Annotated in this window: 14 protein-coding genes; 5 read left to right on the top strand and 9 right to left on the bottom strand. The window is 64.9% G+C overall.

What is annotated here, in order from left to right:
- Positions 1 to 396: 396 nt before the first annotated feature.
- From GW587_RS27385 to GW587_RS27370, 4 genes are read right to left on the bottom strand one after another with little or no spacing between them, the layout of a single operon-like run.
- Positions 397 to 891 carry a GNAT family N-acetyltransferase gene (locus GW587_RS27385; RefSeq protein ID WP_166108072.1) on the bottom strand — a complete coding sequence of 165 codons (495 nt, stop codon included), beginning with the start codon at positions 889 to 891 and terminating at the stop codon, positions 397 to 399.
- 1 nt (position 892) lies between these two features.
- A complete protein-coding gene (locus GW587_RS27380; RefSeq protein ID WP_166108071.1) occupies positions 893 to 1708 on the bottom strand; it encodes a crotonase/enoyl-CoA hydratase family protein in 816 nt (271 codons plus the stop codon).
- Positions 1687 to 1902: a type II toxin-antitoxin system RelE/ParE family toxin gene (locus GW587_RS27375; protein ID WP_166108070.1), complete on the bottom strand. Its 216-nt coding sequence runs from the start codon at positions 1900 to 1902 to the stop codon at positions 1687 to 1689. Before GW587_RS27375 ends, GW587_RS27380 begins: the two co-directional genes overlap by 22 nt.
- The gene (locus GW587_RS27370; protein ID WP_166108069.1) at positions 1899 to 2147 is read right to left on the bottom strand and encodes a CopG family transcriptional regulator; all 249 of its coding nucleotides are present in this window, start codon (positions 2145 to 2147) and stop codon (positions 1899 to 1901) included. Before GW587_RS27370 ends, GW587_RS27375 begins: the two co-directional genes overlap by 4 nt.
- A gap of 115 nt (positions 2148 to 2262) precedes the next feature.
- Between GW587_RS27370 and GW587_RS27365 the strand changes: the two genes are divergently transcribed.
- Entirely contained in the window at positions 2263 to 5058 is a 2796-nt protein-coding gene (locus GW587_RS27365; RefSeq protein ID WP_166108068.1) for a valine--tRNA ligase, read from the top strand.
- Between the two features lie 94 nt (positions 5059 to 5152).
- Here GW587_RS27365 and GW587_RS27360 read toward each other — a convergent pair whose 3' ends face one another.
- The 5 genes from GW587_RS27360 to GW587_RS27340 form a co-directional block, all read right to left on the bottom strand.
- Positions 5153 to 6121, bottom strand: coding sequence for a threo-3-hydroxy-L-aspartate ammonia-lyase (locus GW587_RS27360; protein WP_166108067.1), 969 nt, complete (start codon positions 6119 to 6121; stop codon positions 5153 to 5155).
- Between the two features lie 13 nt (positions 6122 to 6134).
- Entirely contained in the window at positions 6135 to 7109 is a 975-nt protein-coding gene (locus tag GW587_RS27355; RefSeq protein WP_166108066.1) for an ornithine cyclodeaminase family protein, read from the bottom strand.
- On the bottom strand, positions 7099 to 7725 hold the full coding sequence (locus GW587_RS27350) for a helix-turn-helix transcriptional regulator (protein WP_166108065.1): 627 nt from the start codon (positions 7723 to 7725) through the stop codon (positions 7099 to 7101). Before GW587_RS27350 ends, GW587_RS27355 begins: the two co-directional genes overlap by 11 nt.
- 19 nt (positions 7726 to 7744) lie before the next feature.
- Positions 7745 to 8578: a hypothetical protein gene (locus tag GW587_RS31520; RefSeq protein WP_229259681.1), complete on the bottom strand. Its 834-nt coding sequence runs from the start codon at positions 8576 to 8578 to the stop codon at positions 7745 to 7747.
- A 295-nt stretch (positions 8579 to 8873) separates the two neighbouring features.
- Positions 8874 to 11717: a TonB-dependent receptor domain-containing protein gene (locus GW587_RS27340; RefSeq protein ID WP_166108064.1), complete on the bottom strand. Its 2844-nt coding sequence runs from the start codon at positions 11715 to 11717 to the stop codon at positions 8874 to 8876.
- A 219-nt stretch (positions 11718 to 11936) separates the two neighbouring features.
- Between GW587_RS27340 and GW587_RS27335 the strand changes: the two genes are divergently transcribed.
- The 4 genes from GW587_RS27335 to GW587_RS27320 all read left to right on the top strand — a co-directional run bounded on the left by GW587_RS27335 (position 11937) and on the right by GW587_RS27320 (position 17942).
- Entirely contained in the window at positions 11937 to 14564 is a 2628-nt protein-coding gene (locus GW587_RS27335; RefSeq protein WP_166108063.1) for a M1 family metallopeptidase, read from the top strand.
- A gap of 70 nt (positions 14565 to 14634) precedes the next feature.
- Positions 14635 to 15075, top strand: coding sequence for a DUF2147 domain-containing protein (locus GW587_RS27330; RefSeq protein ID WP_166108062.1), 441 nt, complete (start codon positions 14635 to 14637; stop codon positions 15073 to 15075).
- Between the two features lie 184 nt (positions 15076 to 15259).
- The gene (locus GW587_RS27325) at positions 15260 to 16774 is read left to right on the top strand and encodes an ice-binding family protein (protein WP_166108061.1); all 1515 of its coding nucleotides are present in this window, start codon (positions 15260 to 15262) and stop codon (positions 16772 to 16774) included.
- 19 nt (positions 16775 to 16793) lie between these two features.
- Positions 16794 to 17942, top strand: a complete 1149-nt coding sequence (locus GW587_RS27320) for an OmpA family protein (RefSeq protein ID WP_166108060.1) — start codon at positions 16794 to 16796, stop codon at positions 17940 to 17942.
- Positions 17943 to 17945 lie beyond the last annotated feature (3 nt).

Genomic DNA, 17945 nt, shown 5'->3' with positions numbered 1-17945 from the left:
TCCGCATTCGTCGTTGAAGTTGAAATCTCCTCGCATGTTCAGGAGGGAGCTGGCGCGCCGGGCTCAAGAAAGCGGCGCTAACTAAGCGATAGGACGTGTCCGGTTATACGGGGGCAAGATCACGGGAGCAACTTTTTAAAGGAAAATATTTCAAGCTGCAAGTGCTGGCGTGCGGCGTCATAGCGTGTTGCCTCGCCGTGTTTTTTTACGGCCTGATAATGTACACCGACGCGCCATATACGCGATGCGCAGACGGCCCTTACTGCGGCAAGACGGGCGTACCCCATTCCGATGAAACGTATCGGCATTGGAAACGCTGGGAAGGGATACTCTTCGTCTGCTGGCCATTTGGCATACTGGCCTCTTATGGTCTGAAACGGTTGCGGAAAGATCCAATCAATTGATGAAATCCTCGCTGCGCCACTCCATTTTCTGCACTTGGATTTCGGGATGACTGTCTAGCGGCTCCCATTCGGGTAGGAAGACGAAGCCTTGGCGGCGATAGAAGGCGGCGGCTCTGGCGTTTTCTGGTGCTACGTCCAGCACGATGCGTGTGTACCCTTTTGCGGCGGCGCTGGCTTTGATTGCGGCCACCAGTTGTGCGGCGGCGCCACCGCCCCGATGTTCCGGCCTGACCCACATGGCGATTAGGTTGTATTCGCCGATTGCGGCGCTAACGCCGCCGCCGATCATGCCGATGGCCTCGCCGTCAAGGAAGGCCAGCAGGAATAAGGGATGGGGGCCGGCGGCGCGTTCGCGCCATTGCGCGTCGGTATAGGCCGCTGCGGTGGAGTAGCTGACGCCGAAGGCGGTTGGTGCGTCCTTCAATGCGGCCAGGCGTATCTCTTTGAGGATTGCCCAGTCGTCCGCTGTCGTGGCTCGTATCTCCATCTTAATCCTTGAACTCGGGCGTGGACTTGCTCATGCTGGCCATTATTGCGGCCTGCAGGTCGGCCGACATCAGCATGGCGGAGTTCCAGGTGGCGTTGTAATTGAGGCCGTCGGCGACGGTGTGGTCGCGCGCGTAGCTGATCATTTCCTTGACGCCGCGTATCGCCAGCGGCGCCTTGGCAGCGATGCTGGCGGCGATTTCGCGCACGCCGGCGCGCAGGGCTTCGGGCGACTCGAAGACGCGGTTGACCAGGCGGATTTCCTTGGCCTCGGTGGCGTCGACCTTGCGCGCGGTGTAGGCCAGCTCGCGCGCCATGCCTTCGCCGATCAGCTTGGGCAGGCGCTGCAAGGTGCCGACGTCGGCGGTCATGCCGATGTCGATTTCCTTGATCGTGAACCACGCGTCGGCAGAACAGTAGCGCATGTCGGCGCAGCAGATCAGGTCGATGCCGCCGCCGACGCAGGCGCCGTGCACGGCAGCCAGCACCGGCTTGCGGCAGCGCTCCAGGCTGGTCAGCGTGTCTTGCAGGTCGAGGATGATACGGCGCAGGTTTTCGCGCATGCGGCCGTCGCAATCGTTCTGGATCTGCGCGCCGAGGCCCATCATCATTTGCAGGTCGATGCCGGCGGTGAAGGCCTTGCCCTCACCTTCCAGGATGGCGACGCGGATCTCGGGCGTCGCATCGATGTGCTGGAAGGCGCTGCGGATGTCGTTCCACATCGCCATATTCATCGCGTTCAGCTTGTTCGGCCGGTTCAGGCGAACGGTGGCGATACGGTCTTCGACGCTGATCGTCAGGGTTTCAAAATTGGGCATGCAGGTCTCCTGTTATATATAACGATGTTCTTTTGCTGGAGTGGTTCGCCTATTCTTGGGTTGGCCAGCAAAACGTTGGGCGCGGTGGCCAAGGCAGCAACCGTCCTGGCCGCAGCCTGCGGATCTAAAAGCGCCAAAAATTCGTGTAACCGCCGCAGGTCGGCAAGTGCCTTGCTGCTCCAGCGCAGTTTCATTTTTTCTTCGGCACAGGCAGCGGCAATGGCGACGCCGTTCCCAAACTGTTGGCCCACGCGAGCACATCCTGATGCTCGACGAAATTACCGTTATCGATATCCTCCATTGCTTCGATCGTGAGCAAGTCCCGCAGATCTAATTTCGCATCGACCACTTCGCTCAGCAAGGACTGCAGCACATGCTTTTTCTCCTGAAGACTTAGCAATTTAATACCAGCCTCGATCTCCGACAAGGTCATAGCCATGAGATTCTCCTTTCAATTGATGCCCTATTCTAGCTGCCGCAATAATACGCAGCATGGGCCGTGTCATCTATAATGGCTGTTTTCGCAAACGCATTTATAGAATACTAATCAAATCATGGAATTAGCCAAGTCTTTCGAGCCTGCCGACATTGAACAATTCTGGCGTACCGAGTGGGAACAGCGCGGTTACTACACCGCCACCCTCGACGCCGGCAAACCTTCTTTCAGCATCCAGCTGCCGCCGCCGAACGTCACCGGCACCCTGCACATGGGCCATGCCTTCAACCAGACCATCATGGACGGCCTGACCCGCTACCACCGCATGCTCGGCCATAACACCGCCTGGATCCCGGGCACCGACCACGCCGGCATCGCGACCCAGATCGTCGTCGAGCGCCAGCTGGACGCGCAGAAAATCTCGCGCCACGACCTGGGGCGCGAAAAATTCGTGGAAAAAGTCTGGGAGTGGAAAGAGAAATCCGGTTCCACCATCACCGGCCAGATGCGCCGCCTCGGCGCGTCGCCGGACTGGAAGCGCGAATACTTCACGATGGACGAGCCGCGCTCGAAAGTCGTCACCGACGTCTTCGTCCGCCTGCACGAGCAAGGCCTGATCTACCGCGGCAAGCGCCTGGTCAACTGGGATCCGGTGCTGGGCACCGCCGTCTCCGACCTGGAAGTGGTCTCCGAGGAAGAAGACGGTTCGATGTGGTACATCAAGTACCTGCTGGCCGACGGCAGCGGTTCGCTGACGGTCGCCACCACCCGCCCTGAAACCATGCTGGGCGACGTCGCCGTTGCGGTCGATCCGACCGACGAGCGCTATCTGCCGCTGGTCGGCAAGATGCTGAAGCTGCCGCTGTCGGACCGCGAAATCCCGATCATCGCCGACGAATACGTCGACAAGGAATTCGGCACCGGCTGCGTCAAGATCACGCCGGCGCACGATTTCAACGATTACGCCGTCGGCCAGCGCCACAACCTGGGCATGCCGTCGATCCTGACGCTGGAAGCGAAGATCAGCGACGAGGCGCCGGAAGCCTATCGCGGCATGGACCGCTTCGTGGCGCGCAAGCAGATCGTGGCCGACCTGGACGCGCAAGGCTTGCTGGTGGAAGTCAAGCCGCACAAGCTGATGGTGCCGCGCGGCGACCGCACCGGCGTCGTCATCGAGCCGATGCTGACCGACCAGTGGTTCGTCGCGATGAGCAAGCCGGCGCCGGAAGGCACTTTCTTCCCGGGCAAATCGATCGCCGAGACCGCGCTGGACAAGGTCGCCAGCGGCGAGATCAAGTTCGTGCCGGAGAACTGGAGCACCACCTACAACCAGTGGCTCAACAACATCCAGGACTGGTGCATCTCGCGCCAGCTGTGGTGGGGCCATCAGATCCCGGCGTGGTACGACGAAGCCGGCAACATCTTCGTCGCCAAGACCGAAGCCGAAGCGCTGGCCAAGCAGCAGGCCGCCGGCAGCACCGGCCCGCTGCGCCGCGACAACGACGTGCTCGACACCTGGTTCTCGTCGGCGCTGGTGCCTTTCTCGACCCTCGGCTGGCCGGAAGAAACGCCTGATATCAAGGCCTTCCTGCCGTCGTCGGTGCTGGTGACCGGCTTCGACATCATCTTCTTCTGGGTGGCGCGCATGGTCATGATGACCGCGCACTTCACCGGCAAGGTGCCGTTCGAGACCGTGTACGTGCACGGCCTGGTGCGCGATTCGACCGGCCAGAAGATGTCCAAGTCCAAGGGCAACACGCTGGATCCGATCGATCTGATCGACGGCATCGGCATCGATGCGCTGGTGGAGAAGCGCACCACCGGCTTGATGAACCCGAAAGCGGCCGAGAAGATCGCCAAGGCCACGCGCAAGGAGTTCCCGGAAGGGATCGCCGCTTACGGCACCGATGCGGTGCGCTTCACGATGGCGTCCTACGCTTCGCTGGGCCGCAACATCAACTTCGACCTGGGCCGCGCCGAAGGCTATCGCAACTTCTGCAACAAGATGTGGAACGCGACCCGCTTCGTGATGATGAACACCGAGGGCAAGGATTGTTCGGCCAGCGAGGCCGACCTGTCGAACGCCGACAAGTGGATCATCTCGCTGCTGCAGAAGGCCGAGCTGGATGTGGCGAAGGGCTTCGAAGACTACCGGTTCGACAACATCGCGTCGACGATCTACAAGTTCGTCTGGGACGAGTACTGCGACTGGTATCTGGAAGTGGCCAAGGTCCAGGTGCAAAGCGGCACCGAAGGCCAGCAGCGCGCCACTCGTCACACGCTGCTGCGCGTGCTGGAAGTGGTGCTGCGCCTGGCGCATCCGATTATCCCGTTCGTCACCGAGGCGCTGTGGCAGGCCATCGCGCCGCTGGCCGGCAAGACGGGCGATTCGATCATGATGCAGCCGTACCCGATCGCCAACACCGCCAATATCGATGAATCGGCCGAGGCTTGGATGCAGAAGCTGAAGGCGTTGACCGACGCCACCCGCAATCTGCGCGGTGAGATGCAGCTGGCGCCGTCGTTGCGCGTGCCGCTGATCGTGGAAGCGGGCAATGCGGCCGACAAGGCGGCGATGGAGGGCTTCGCGCCGTACATCCAGTCGCTGGGCAAGCTGGCCGAGGTGCAGATCGTCGATGCGCTGCCGGAATCGCCGGCGGCGGTGTCGATCGTCGGCACGACCAAGTTGATGCTGAAGGTGGAGATCGACGTCAAGGCGGAGCGTGAGCGTCTGGCCAAGGAGATCACCCGTCTGGAAGGCGAGATCGCCAAGGCCAACGGCAAGCTGTCGAACGAGAGTTTCGTCGCGCGCGCGCCGGTGGAGGTGGTGGCGCAGGAGAAGGAACGCGTGGCCAACTTCTCGGCCACGCTGGACAAGATGCGCGAGCAGATCGCCAAGCTGCCCGCAGCGTAACAAGTAGCAACAAAGGCGGGGTCAGTTCCGGCAACGTGCCATTTACGGAATTAATTCCGTAAATGGCACGTTGCCGGAACTGACCCCGCCTTTTTTATTGCGCCAGCAGTGCGGCGTAGCGTTCGATGTCGACGTTGCCGCCGCTGATGATGATGCCTACGCGCTTACCCTTCAGCTGATCCTTCATCGCGCGCGCGGCGGCCAGGCCCAGGCAGCCGGTCGGCTCGACCACGATCTTCATGCGCGCGGCGTAGAAGCGCATTTCGGCGCGCAGCTGGTCGTCGCTGGCGGTCAGGATGTCGTCCACGTCGCGCTGGATGATCGGGAACGTCAGTTGGCCCAGGTGCTGGGTTTGCGCGCCGTCGGCGATGGTCTTCGGCGTGTCGATGTGAACGATGGCGCCGCTGCGGAAGGATTGCTGGCCGTCGTTGCCGGCTTCCGGTTCCACGCCATATAGCTTGGTCTGCGGCGACAGGGCGCGGGTCGCCAGCGCGGTGCCGCTCAGCAGGCCGCCGCCGCCCAAGGGGGCGAACAGATAATCCAGCTCGCCCACTTCTTCGAACAGTTCCTTGGCGGCGGTGCCCTGCCCGGCGATCACGTCGGCATGGTCGTAGGGTGGGATCAGGGTCAGGCCGTGTTTCTGCGCCAGGTCGCGGCCGATCTGTTCGCGGTCTTCGGTGTAGCGGTCGTACAGCACCACTTGCGCGCCGTAGCCGCGCGTGGCGGCGATCTTTGACGGCGGCGCGTCGTGCGGCATGACGATGGTGGCGGGGATGCCCAGCAGCTGTGCGGACAAGGCGATGCCTTGGGCGTGGTTGCCCGAGGAGAAGGCGACCACGCCGGCGCGGCGCTGGTCGACGTCGAACTTGGCCAGGGAGTTATAGCTGCCGCGGAATTTAAACGCGCCCATGCGCTGCAGGTTTTCGCATTTGAAGAAGATCTCGGCGCCGAGTTCCGCGTTGGCGGTGCGCGAGGTTTGCACCGGCGTGCGGTGCGCGACGCCGGCGATGCGTTCCGATGCGGCGATCACATCGGCGTAGGTTGGGAGTTGGAGTTCGCTCATGGTGTTCCTTTGTTTACCAGGGCCAGGCGATGCTGGTGCCTGTGCCGTTTGCCAAAGCGCGCTGGTGCAGCATGCGCGCGACCGAAAGATCCTGCAGGGCGATGCCCGTCATGTCGAAGATGGTGATGGCGTCGGCCGCGATGCCGTGGCGCGCGGGCGCTGCGCGGGCCAGCAGTGCGCCGAGTTCGGCGGCGGGCGTGTCGGGCGACCATTGCAATTCGCCGATGGCGCGCGCCTGCGCGAGGTCGTCGGCCCAGGTGCGGGCCAGCGCCAGCAGGCCGTCCGGCAGTTCGCGCTTGCCGCGCGTGTCGCTGCCGACGCAGTTCACATGCGTGCCGGGCCGCACGGCCGCCGCCGAGAACAGCGGCCCGCGCCCCGGCGTCGCGGTGATGACGATGTCGCTGTCGGCGACCGCCGCGTCGGCGTCGGCGCCGGGCGCGATGTCGCAGCGCTGCGCAAAGCGGGCTTCGAATTGCGGGTCGCGGCGGCCGTCGGAGGTCAGGTAGCGTACGCGCTTCAGGCCGGGCATCACGCGCAGCGCGTAGTCGACGTGCGCCGCGCCCTGCACGCCGGTGCCGAACACGCACAGCGTTTCGCTGTCCGGCCGCGCCAGCGCCAGCAGGCCCAGCGCGCCGGCGGCGGCAGTGCGCGCGGTGGTGACGGCATTGCCGTCGATCAGACATTGCGGCCGTCCCGTCGCCGGGTCGAACAGGATGATGGTGGCCTGATGCCCGTCCGCGCCGAGCGGCCGGTTGCCGGGCCAGAAACCCGCTGCCTTCATGCCCAACAAATCCTGTTCCGCCACGCCGCCCGACTTGATGCCGAACACGCCGGCCGGCAAGGCTTCGCGCACCAGCGGGAAGATGCGGCCGGCGCCGCTGGCGTGCAACAGGAACGATTCGCGCACGGCGGCCAGCACGTCGTCCGGCCGCAGCAGCGCGGCGGCCTGGTCGCGGTCCAGCAATAGCAGGCGGGCGTTATCTGGCATCGTTGTACACCGTGGCGCGGGAGACGTTCAGATAATTGGCGACGATGTCCATGGCGCGGCGTACGTCGCTCAGGCCGGACTCTTTCAACTCGCGCATCAGCGCCTTGCGCTCGTCGGCCTTCAGGGCGCGCGGGGTGGTGGCGAGGCGCGCGGCGAATTGGTCGATGCGGGCGCGGATGGCGTCGGCGCCGGCCGGTTCCAGCGTTTCGTGTACTGCAGTGTCGCCGTCGACGGCGCTGAACTGCGTCAGCAGGGTGTTGAGGCTGCGGAATACCGTGAGGTCGACGTTCATGCACAGTGCGGCCACATATTGGCCTTTGCTGTCCTTGATGCCGATCGAGGTGCTCTTGGCGCGGCGGCCATCGGCGAAGGTGTTCGGGTAGTTGGCGATCACTTGGGCGAAATCAGGATCGGCGGCGCGCGCCAGGCCCAGCTCGGTGGCCGGTGCGCCGACTTCGCGGCCGGACAGGTTGTTGTGGATCGCCAGGATGGCGTGCTCGGGTTCGGTCAGGTCGTGCAGCACGACTTCGCAGAACGGGGCCAGCGTCTGGGCTAGTCCGTCGGCGACTTGGCGCATCTGCGCCAGCAAGTTCTGTTGTTCGGGCGTTTTTTTCATTTGCACATATTATCTTATTTTAGATAATTTGTGCAATTTTGAAAAAAGCGTCTTTATGAGAGTTTTGCCGCGTTGTGTTTGCGGCGGCCGCGTCGTCCGGTGCTCTTCTTGCGCGGGTGCCAGCAAACGCGCTATCGGTGGTGCCGCGCTCGCCTGTCCGGCGCGGTGTTGGCTGTTTGGCAGGCTGTTTGCCGTTACCTCGGGGTGCGGGCGACGCGGGTGGCGCGAGCGATGCGGTCGGCCCGGCAGGTAAGGCCCGTGCGGACGATGCGGCCAGTGCTGGACGTGCGAGAGTTGTGCTCGGGGAGGACGGCGCGGGCCATGTGGGAGGTGCGGCCGGGGCGGACGGTGCGGGTGGCTTGGGCGGGGATGGCTGGGCGCCTCCGTCCGTATCGCCTGCCATCAGGCGCGCTATTGCGGCTTTGCGGGCAGAGCGGCAGATATCGGCCAGCAGCCATTCAGTGCTGCCCGGCAGGCGCAGCCAGACGGCTTTCCATGCATTGCGGTTGCCGCAGCCGAACAAATTGGCAAAGCACGATGGCGAGATGGCGTGATCGCCGTATTCGATTTCCGTGCCCGCCACCACGGCGAAGTACTGCTTGTGGTCGAAGCTTGCGCGCAGCCTCGTTCCTTCGGGAAGAAATACTTCCTTCCATTGGTAGCCGGACTCGGACTGCGCGACCGCCGGCGCCTGCGCTGCCGGCGCGGGATTCATGTAGTTGCGGAGCGCTTCGCAAACGAAGGGCTCCATCGAGAACGTGTCGTTCCAATGAAGACCGGTAAATTTTCCGAATTCCACCAGCAAATTGTCTGGAACTCGGATGGGGAAGGCAAAGGGAAGATCAGTACACATGGTGGGGGCTCCTGAAAATCGGTTTTTACTAGGCGCTGATAACCATTGCGAAGCTTTACTACCGCGCGCTACCTCTTACTAAAATCTCTGCAGCCTATAAACGTTAGAGCCGGATATCGCCGTTTAGTTCCCGAATTAGTGGCCACTCTGATGAAATATCGGCGGTTATCGCGAGGCAGCAGCGGATCGCAGGTTCTAGTAAAACCCGAAAAAAACACACCCCATACGTGTATGCTGCGCGCCACAAAAAAAACGGGCGGCCGAAGCCGCCCGTTTGATGCTGCCGATCCGGGGATCAGAACTTGTAGGCCACGCCCACGTTGACGAAGCGGCCGACCGCGCCCGCCGAGTGCAGCGACAGGTTGTAAGGCCGGCCGCTGCCGTAGGTGCTGACGTCCACCGGTGGCTGCTTGTTGAACAGATTGGTCACCGACGCGTGGAACGTCCACTGCTTGTCCAGCTTGTAGTTGACCGTCATGTCCGTCTCCAGGAAGGAATGCACACGGCAGAAATAATCCGGCGTGTTGCCAGTCGGGAAGACACCATTCATCGTGCCGCCGTCGGCGCAGTTGAACTGTCCGCTGGTCGGATCGGTCAGGTCATAGCTGGAAATCCAGTGCATGCTGCCGGCCACTTCCCACTTGCCTTTTTCCCAGTTCAGGTCGAACTGCGCGCGATCCTTCGGATTCGCCGTATCCGCACCGATGCCCGCCGGACCATGACTGCCGGCCAGCTGGTACGCCACGCCGCCGATGGTCATCACATAGCTGAACGCGTGGGTGTACTGGAACTCGGTTTTCAAGCGGCCGTAGTCGCCCAGGTTAAAGCGATAACGGGTGCCGAACTCGATACCGCGCGTGCGGGTGCTGTTGGCGTTGATCGGCGTCGCCGGGTAGTAGGCGATGCGGCCGATGCTCGGCGTGCAGATGGTCGAACCGCCGTTGCCGTCGGCGCAGTCGCTCGGCTCCGGCGCGTTGCGCACCGGGGTGCCGGACAACGGACCGCCGACGATCTGGTCCTTGACCTTGATCTGGTACAGGTCGACGGTGCTGCTCCAACCCTTGACCGGCTCCAGGATGATGCCGAAGGTCGCCGAGGTCGATTCTTCCGGCTTCAGATCGGGATTGGTGGTGGTCAGGCCGATCAGCGATTCGTTGCACGAAGCGATGACGGTACCCTTCGGATATTTGCCGTCGGCGCGGTAACCGCCCGGGCACAGCACGGCGTCGCTGGCGCTGCCGACGCCGCCGCTGCTGGCCGAATTGCCGTTCTCCGCCGGACCCGGCGCGCGGAAGCCGCGCGACAAGGTGCCGCGCACCGCGAAGCTGTCGCTCGGCGTGTACTTGAACGCCACCTTCGGTGTGGTCGAGCTGCCGGCCAGGCTGTAGTGGTCGTAACGGACCGCGCCGTCGATCTCCAGGTTCTTCAGCACCGGCGCCACGAATTCCATGTAGGCCGAGGTGTCGGTCTCGGAACCGAAGGCATAAGCGCCGTTGGTGTAGCCGTCCGGGTTGGGCATCGCCGGCGCCGACAACTCGGTGCGGAACGAGCCGACGCCGACGCCCAGCATCAGATCACCGCCCGGCAGCTTGGCCACCGCACGCGAGCCGCGCAGTTCGGCGAAGGCCAGCTCCGAGGTGTCATACGAGGACACGGTGCGGAAGATGTTGGCCATGTCGGCATCGGTGTTCTTGCCGTAGACCGAATACGGATTGCTGGCGCGGTTGAGCGCCGCGTTCAGCGCCGGCACGTTCAGGCCGCCGGTGCTCTGGCGCGACAGGTTGTTGCGGGTGTAGCCCAGCGATGCGTCGATGTCCCATTCCGCCGCGGTGCCGTGCAGCTCGGCCACCACGCGGTAGGCCTTGGAATCGGTGGTGATGTTGCGCGCCGGCGCGTTCGGAATCGGACCGCGCAGGATGGCCGGCACGCCGAACGGATTGCCCGGATAGTTGGCCGGAACGCGGATCGCCGGAATGGCGGTGCCGGCCACATAGTGCGGCGGCACGCCGGACAGCATCTCCAGCTGCGTGCCATACGACGACGGGAAGTTGCTGAAGCCCTGCGGCAGCCGCACCTGGCTCTGGAACAGCGACGCCTTGAAGTCCGCCTGCCAGCCGTTGGCCAGCTGCTTGGTCAGGCTGGCCAGCAGATTGATGTTCTCGGTCTTCGGCTGGATTTCCTTGTACGGATCGTCATAGGCGCAGCCGCCGGACGCCATCTGCGCATAGCTGCCGCAGGCGGTACCCGGGAAGAAGGCGAAGGCGGCGCTGTTGTCGGCGCCGCTGGTGCGCGGCACGTTCGGATTGAGCAGGTACGGCGACAAGGTCAGCGGCGCGGTGTTCTGCGCCGTGATCACGCCCAGCGCCTTGTTGGCGCCGCCGTGGCGCGACATGTCCAGCGACTGCCAGTCGCCGCGTCCGAGGCGGTCGGTGTACTTGATCGGATCCTGATGGCGGTACTCCAGGCCGATGTAAGCGTTGTAGCCGTCGGTGGCCAGGTCGCCCATGCCGTGCGCGAAGGTGACGTGGGTAGTCTCGCCGCCGCCTTCGGTGGCGCGGCCGCCCTCGGCCGAGATCGAGGTGCCGACCAGGTTTTTCTTCAGGATGACGTTGACCACGCCGGCCATCGCGTCCGAGCCGTAGACGGCCGAGGCGCCATCCTTCAGGATCTCGATGCGCTCGACGGTGTCGAAGGGAATGTTGGAGATGTCGACGAAGGAACGCGAGCCGTCGTCGGCCAGCGGATAGGGCGCCATGCGGTGGCCGTCGATCAAAATCAGCGTCGCGTTGTTGTTCAAGCCGCGCAGCGAAATGCCGGAACCGCCGGCGGCGAAGCCGCCCGAGAAGGTCTGGCTCAGATTGCCGGCGCCGTTGGCGGTGATGTGCTGCAGCACCTCGGCCACCGAGGTGTAGCCGGAGTTTTTCATGTCGACCGCGGTGATCACCTGCACCGGACTCGGCGTCTCGGCGTCGGCGCGGCGGATGAAGGAACCGGTGATTTCCACCCGCTCCATCGGCTGGCCGCCGGCATCGGCGCCTTGCTGCTGCGCCATCGCCGTGGCGGCGAAGGTGGCTGAAAATGCGCCGGCGGTCACGAGCTGCGCGATCGCCAACGGGATTACTTTCAAATTCCTAGACATTTACGTTCCCTTTAGAATTATTCACTAAATCGTTTAGACCGATCGGAAGATAGATATGAAAAAATTTGATGTCAAAAGAAATCAACAACGATTCCTTTGTTTAGCGGCAAGCGACTAAGCAGCATCAGTGCGGTTGACAGCGACGCGCGACAAGGATTAACGTAGACCGGTTTATCCATTCAGCCCACCGGAGATGCACACGTCATGCACAGAATGCTTTTGCCCCGCACCCTCATCGCCGGCGCCGCCGCGCTGCTGTTCAACGCCGCACTGGCCGCCGCACCGGCGCCGCAACAAGCGCCCTTCTCGTTTGACCAGGCGCCGGGGCATCTGCCGAAAAACGTGATCCCGGTCGACTACGACGTCGCCATCGTGCCCGACGTCGCGGCGCGCACGCTGCGCGGCAAGCAGACCGTCAAGCTGCAGTTCCGCGAGGCCACCGCCACCATCCAGTTCAACGCCATCGACCTGAAGTTCCAGCAGGTGCGCCTCGACGGCCGCCCGGTCAAGCGCGTCGCCATCGACGCCGAACGGCAGATCGTCTCGGTCACGCTGGCCAAGCCCGCCGCCGCCGGCGTCCACACGCTGACGCTGGACTACACCGGCAAGATCGAGAGCGGCCCGCGCGGCCTGTTCGCGCAACCGTTCGTCAAGCCGGACGGCGGCAAGGACATCCTGCTGTCGACCCAGTTCGAAGCCACCGACGCGCGCCGCATGTTTCCGTGCTGGGACGAGCCGGCCTTCCGCTCCACCTTCAAGCTGACCACCACCACGCCGGCCAAGTGGGTCTCGATCTCCAACATGCCGGTCGCCAAGCGCAGCGTGCGCGGCGACATCGCCACCACCACCTTCGAGCGCTCGCCGAAGATGCCGTCCTACCTGGTCGAGCTGACCAGCGGCGACATGGCCAAGATCAGCACCAAGGCCGGCAACACCGACATCAACGTCTGGGCCGTGCGCGGCCAGGAAAACAACGGCGCCATCGCGCTGCAGGACGCGCGCCAGATCCTGCTCGACTTCAACGACTACTTCGACCACCCGTTCCCGCTGCCGAAGCTGGACGCGATCGCCGTGCCGGGCGGTTTCCAGGGCGCGATGGAAAACTGGGGCGCGATCACCTACAACGACCAGACCTTGCTGCTGACGCCGGCCTCCACCATCGACAACCGCCAGCTGGTGTTCGGCATCCAGGCGCACGAGATGGCGCACCAATGGTTCGGCGACCTGGTGACGATGGGCTGGTGGGACGACATCTGGCTCAACGAAAGCTTCGCCTCGTGGGGCGCGGCCAAGGAAACCGACAAGCGCAATCCGAGCTGGCACGTGCGCGAGCAGGAGGACGGCGGCAAGGAAGCGGCGATGCGGGTCGACGCCGTGATCAGCTCGAAGGCGGTGCACAATCCGGTGCTCGACGAACTGGCGCCGCAGAACGGCGCCGACCCGCTGATCATCTACAACAAGGGGCAGGCGGTGCTGCGCATGCTGGAAGCCTACATCGGCCCGGACACCTTCCGCGACGGCATCCGCGCCTACATGAAGGCGCGCGCCTATTCCAACGCCACCAGCACCGACCTGTGGAACGCGCTGAGCGCCGCCAGCGGCCGCGACATCGGCGCGCTGGCGCACCTGTGGGTCGACCAGCCCGGCTTCCCGCTGGTGGCGGTCGCCGCCAGCTGCGACCCGTCCGGCGCGCGCAGCATCAAGCTGTCGCAGCGCCGTTTCCTGCTGCAGGGCGACGACGCCTCGCAGCCGCACTGGAACATCCCGCTGCGGCTGCGCGTCGGCGCCGACGGCGCGCCGCAATCGCTGCTGCTGACCGAGGACGGCCAGCAGGTCGCGGCCGGCCGCTGCGACCAGGCGCTGAGCATCAACGCCGGCGCCGACGGCTTCTTCCGCGCCAGCTACGACGCCGCCACGCTGCGCACCAACGCGCAGCAGTTCCGCGGCCTGCCGGCCGGCGACCGCATCGCGCTGCTGGACGACCAGTGGGCCTTGGTGGAACGCGGCGAACAGCCGCTGGCCGCCTACCTGACGCTGGCCGGCGCGCTCGGTGACGAGCTCAACGAACGGGCCTGGAACCAGATCATCGACGCGCTGTCGACGGTGGAACGCGCCGAGCGCGGCACCGCCGGCCACCCGGCCTACCTGGCCTACGCCAGCAAGCTGCTGAAGCCGATCGCCAGCCGCCTCGGCTGGCAGCCCGGCGCCGACGAGACCGCCGGCGTGCAGCGCCTGCGCCGCAGCGTCATCGCCCGCCTCGGCGCCTGGGGCGACCGCGACATCGTGGCCGAGGCGCGGACCCGCTTCGCCCGCTACGTGGCCGACCGCAGCAGCATCGCCCCGGACGACCAGAGCATGATCCTGACCATCGTGGCGCAGAACGCCGACGCCGCCGCCTTCGAGCAGCTGCACGGCATCGCCAAGGCCTCGGCCAACGAGACCGAGGTGCGGCGCTTCTATCCGCTGCTGATGCGGGTGCGCGATCCGCAACTGGCGGCGCGCGCGGCGACCATCGCGCTGTCGCCGGAGATTCCGGCGCAGGCCGACGTGATGCGCATCGGCCTGGTGTTCGCGCTGGGCGACGAACATCCGCAACTGTCGTGGAAGACCTTCACCGAGCACCTCGACCAGCTGACCGCGCCGAATCCGGGCAACCGTCCCAACGTGCTGGCCAAGAGCGCGCCCAACGTCTACTGGAACAGCATCCCGCTGCAACAGATGTCGGACTGGCTCAAGCCGCACCTGGAGGCCGGCATGACGCAGACGCTGGAGAACAGCATGGACAGCGCGCGCTTCAAGCTGGACGAGAAGCGCCGCCTGGTGCAGGGATTCGACGGTATCCTCTAATCGCGCGAAACACGGGCGGCTTCGGGCCGCCTGTTCGTATAATGGGAAAAAAACAACCCTGGAGACTCCCATGAAATTGCTCGCCTTCCTGATCACCACCGCGCTCGCCATCGCCCCCGCCCACGCCGACGACACTTCGCCGGTCGGCCTGTGGAAAAACATCGACGACGCCACCGGCAAGCCGAAAGCGCTGATCCGCATCACCGAAAGCAACGGCGCGCTGCAAGGCAAGATCGAGCAATTGTTCCGCGCCCCCGGCGAAGATCAGAATCCGAAATGCGACAAGTGCGACGGCGCGCGCAAGGACCAGCCGATCATCGGCATGGAGATCCTGTCCGGGTTGAAGAAGGACGGCGACGAATACGCCGGCGGCGAGATCCTCGATCCGAACAACGGCAAGGTCTACAAAAGCAAGCTGCACCTGACCGACGCCGGCAAGAAGCTCAGCGTGCGCGGCTACATCGGCATGCCGATGCTGGGCCGCTCCCAGGTCTGGGTGCGCCAGGACTAAGTCCGCGCGGCATTAAGTTTCTGATGCTAAATTTCCACAAAGTCATGTAGTTTCCTAGTTTCAATGTGCTGTGTGCGCAAGCGCACCTACCCGCGCCGACGGGTATGACATCGTGAACCATACGCCCGTCGCCGACAGCGCGGGCCGTTCGTTGTTCCACGGTTCCAGCACAAAGGGAAACACCATGAATGTCCTGCAGAGATATACCAAGACACTGTTCTGTTCCATCGGCTTCCTCGCCGTCGGCCTGTTGGCCGGCTGCGGCGGCGGCGACCAGGGGCGCGACCCCATCCTCGGCCTGCCGGCCGCGACGCTGGTCTCGCTGGCGGTGACGCCGGCGGCGCCAAGCATCGCGCTGGGCACCACCCAGCAGTTCGCCGCCACCGCCACCTATAGCGACGGTTCGACCCAAGCGGTGGTCGCCGCCTGGACCTCGGCCACGCCGGCCGTCGCCAGCGTCGCCGCCACCACCGGCCTGGCCACCAGCGCCAGCGCCGGCAGCACCGTCATCAGCGCCGCCTTCAACGGCAAGACCGCCACGGCGACCTTGACCGTGACGCCGGCCGTGCTGGTGTCGATCGCCGTCACGCCGCAAGCGCCGACGGTGCAGATCGCCGCCACCCGCCAGCTGGCCGTGATCGGCACGTATTCCAACGCCACCACGCAAAACTTGACCGCCGGCGCGAGCTTCGTCTCCGCCACCCCGGCCAACGTGCGCGTCAGCACCGGCGGCCTGGTCACCGGCGTCGCCGCCGGCAGCTCGGTCATCACCGCCAGCAGCGGCGGCAAGAGCGCGACCACCACCGTCACCGTGAGCGGCACGGCGCCCTTGAGCGTCACCGTGAGCCCGGCCTCCGCCACCGTCGCCATCGGCGGATCGAGCCAATTCATCGCCACCGCGACCTATGCGGATAACAGCACCGCGCTGGTCACCGGCAGCGCCGTCTGGTCCGCGGACAGCCCATCGATCGGCACGGTCTCCGCCTCCGGCCTCGCCACCGGCGTCGCCGTCGGCAGCACCAACATCACCGCCACCGTCGGCGGCGTGACCTCGAGCGCCGCGCTGAACGTGGTCGCCGTCATCCCGTCGCCGCCGGTCATGGCGTCGGTTCCATTGGGCGGATCCGCCGACTTCGCGGTGCTGGCCGGCACCTCGCTGACCAACAACGCCGGCGGCACCACGCTGATCACCGGTAACATCGGCGCCTCGTCGCAAACCACCGATCCGACCATCGCGGCCGGCTTCACCAACTACAAATCCGGCGCCATCCTGGCCGGCGCGCTGACCGACCTGCAAAGCGCCATCGCCAACGTCAACGGCCGTACCTGCGACGTCAGCTCGACCGGCGACATCGATCTCGGCGGCCTGACCCTGGTGCCCGGCGTGTACTGCTACGCCGGCGCCATCAGCATCACCGGCACCGTCACGCTGAGCGGCCCCGGCGTGTACATCTTCCGTACCGCGCTGACTCTGAACACCACCGCCAATTCGGCCGTGGTGCTGAGCAATGGCGCCACCGCCGCCGACGTCACCTGGCTGCCGGTCGGCCCGACCACGCTCGGCGCCAACAGCAGCTTCAAAGGCAGCATCCTCAGCCTGGCCGCCGCGGTCACCGTGGGCGACAACGCCACGCTGCTCAACGGCCGCGTGCTGACCGGCGGCGCCGTCACGCTGCGCAACAACCAGATCACCAAATAACCCCATCCAGGACATCATCATGACCATCGCCAAGAAATTCGGAACACTGACCGCACTCGCCTGCGCCATGCTCGCCATCCAGGTCGCGCAAGCGGCCGACGAACCCTTCGTCAATCCCGACTGGGCCAACAGCGCCTGGTACATCGGCGCCGGCGCCGGCCGCTCGCGCGCCACCATCGACGAACCGCGCCTGTTCAACAGCCTGATCGGCAACGGCTCCACCGTCACGTCGTTCAACAAGGACGAGCGCGACACCGGCTACAAGCTGTTCGTCGGCAAACAGCTGAACCGCTACTGGGCATTGGAACTGGGTTATTTCGACCTGGGTAAATTCAGCTTCAACTCGACCACGTCCGGCAACGGCGTGCTCAACGGCGAGGCCGGTTTCCGTGGCGGCAACTTCGACGTGGTCGGGCAGTTCCCGTTCACCGAGCGGCTGTCGCTGCTGGCCCGATTCGGCGTCGACTACACCAAGACCAGCACCCGCTTCAACGGCAACCGCCTGGCGGCGGTCACCTCGCCGGATAACTCGGAACGCAAATTCGGCCCGAAAGCCGGCTTCGGCCTGGAATACAAGCTGACCGAAGCGCTGGCGGTGCGCGGCGAAATGGAACGGTTCCGCGTCAACGACGGCGTCGGCCAACGCGGCGACGTGGACCTGCTGTCGGTGAGCCTGGTCTACAAGCTGGGCCGCCCGGCGCACAGCGCCCCGGCCTATGTGCCGCCACCCGCCGCCGAACCGGCCCCGGCCCCGGCCGTCGTGCCGATGCCGCCGCCGCCGCCGCCGAAAGCGCCTGAGCCGACCTCGGAAAAAGTCTCGTTCGCCGCCGAAGCGCTGTTCGACTTCGACAAATCGGTGGTCAAGCCGAACGGCAAGGCCGCGCTGGACGACCTGCTGAGCAAGCTGCAAGGCATGAACACCGAGGTGATGATCACCGTCGGCCACACCGACTCGGTCGGCTCCGACGACTACAACATGAAGCTGTCGCTGCGCCGCGCCGAAGCGGTCAAGGCGTATCTGGTGAGCAAAGGCGTCGACACCGCGCGCGTCTACACCGAAGGCAAGGGCGAGAGCCAGCCGATGGGGGACAACGGCACGGCCGAAGGCCGCGCCAAGAACCGCCGCGTGACGGTCGAAGTGGTCGGCACGCGCACGGTCACCAAGTAAAGG

It is taken from the genome of Duganella aceris (genome assembly GCF_011090165.1).
Taxonomy (GTDB): Bacteria; Pseudomonadota; Gammaproteobacteria; order Burkholderiales; family Burkholderiaceae_D; genus Rugamonas; species Rugamonas aceris.
Note: the sequence above shows the minus strand (reverse complement) of the source record. Positions and strands in the feature narration are given on the sequence as shown.

Bases quoted from the DNA above. Each gene is read 5' to 3' on its own strand.
- GW587_RS27355 (WP_166108066.1), bottom strand. From the start codon at position 7,109: ATGCCAGATAACGCCCGCCTGCTATTGCTGGACCGCGACCAGGCCGCC.
- GW587_RS27320 (WP_166108060.1), top strand. From the start codon at position 16,794: ATGACCATCGCCAAGAAATTCGGAACACTGACCGCACTCGCCTGCGCC.
- GW587_RS27350 (WP_166108065.1), bottom strand. From the start codon at position 7,725: ATGAAAAAAACGCCCGAACAACAGAACTTGCTGGCGCAGATGCGCCAA.
- GW587_RS27385 (WP_166108072.1), bottom strand. From the start codon at position 891: ATGGAGATACGAGCCACGACAGCGGACGACTGGGCAATCCTCAAAGAG.
- GW587_RS27380 (WP_166108071.1), bottom strand. From the start codon at position 1,708: ATGCCCAATTTTGAAACCCTGACGATCAGCGTCGAAGACCGTATCGCC.
- GW587_RS27360 (WP_166108067.1), bottom strand. From the start codon at position 6,121: ATGAGCGAACTCCAACTCCCAACCTACGCCGATGTGATCGCCGCATCG.
- GW587_RS27365 (WP_166108068.1), top strand. From the start codon at position 2,263: ATGGAATTAGCCAAGTCTTTCGAGCCTGCCGACATTGAACAATTCTGG.
- GW587_RS27330 (WP_166108062.1), top strand. From the start codon at position 14,635: ATGAAATTGCTCGCCTTCCTGATCACCACCGCGCTCGCCATCGCCCCC.
- GW587_RS27325 (WP_166108061.1), top strand. From the start codon at position 15,260: ATGAATGTCCTGCAGAGATATACCAAGACACTGTTCTGTTCCATCGGC.
- GW587_RS27375 (WP_166108070.1), bottom strand. From the start codon at position 1,902: ATGAAACTGCGCTGGAGCAGCAAGGCACTTGCCGACCTGCGGCGGTTA.
- GW587_RS31520 (WP_229259681.1), bottom strand. From the start codon at position 8,578: ATGTGTACTGATCTTCCCTTTGCCTTCCCCATCCGAGTTCCAGACAAT.
- GW587_RS27340 (WP_166108064.1), bottom strand. From the start codon at position 11,717: ATGTCTAGGAATTTGAAAGTAATCCCGTTGGCGATCGCGCAGCTCGTG.
- GW587_RS27370 (WP_166108069.1), bottom strand. From the start codon at position 2,147: ATGGCTATGACCTTGTCGGAGATCGAGGCTGGTATTAAATTGCTAAGT.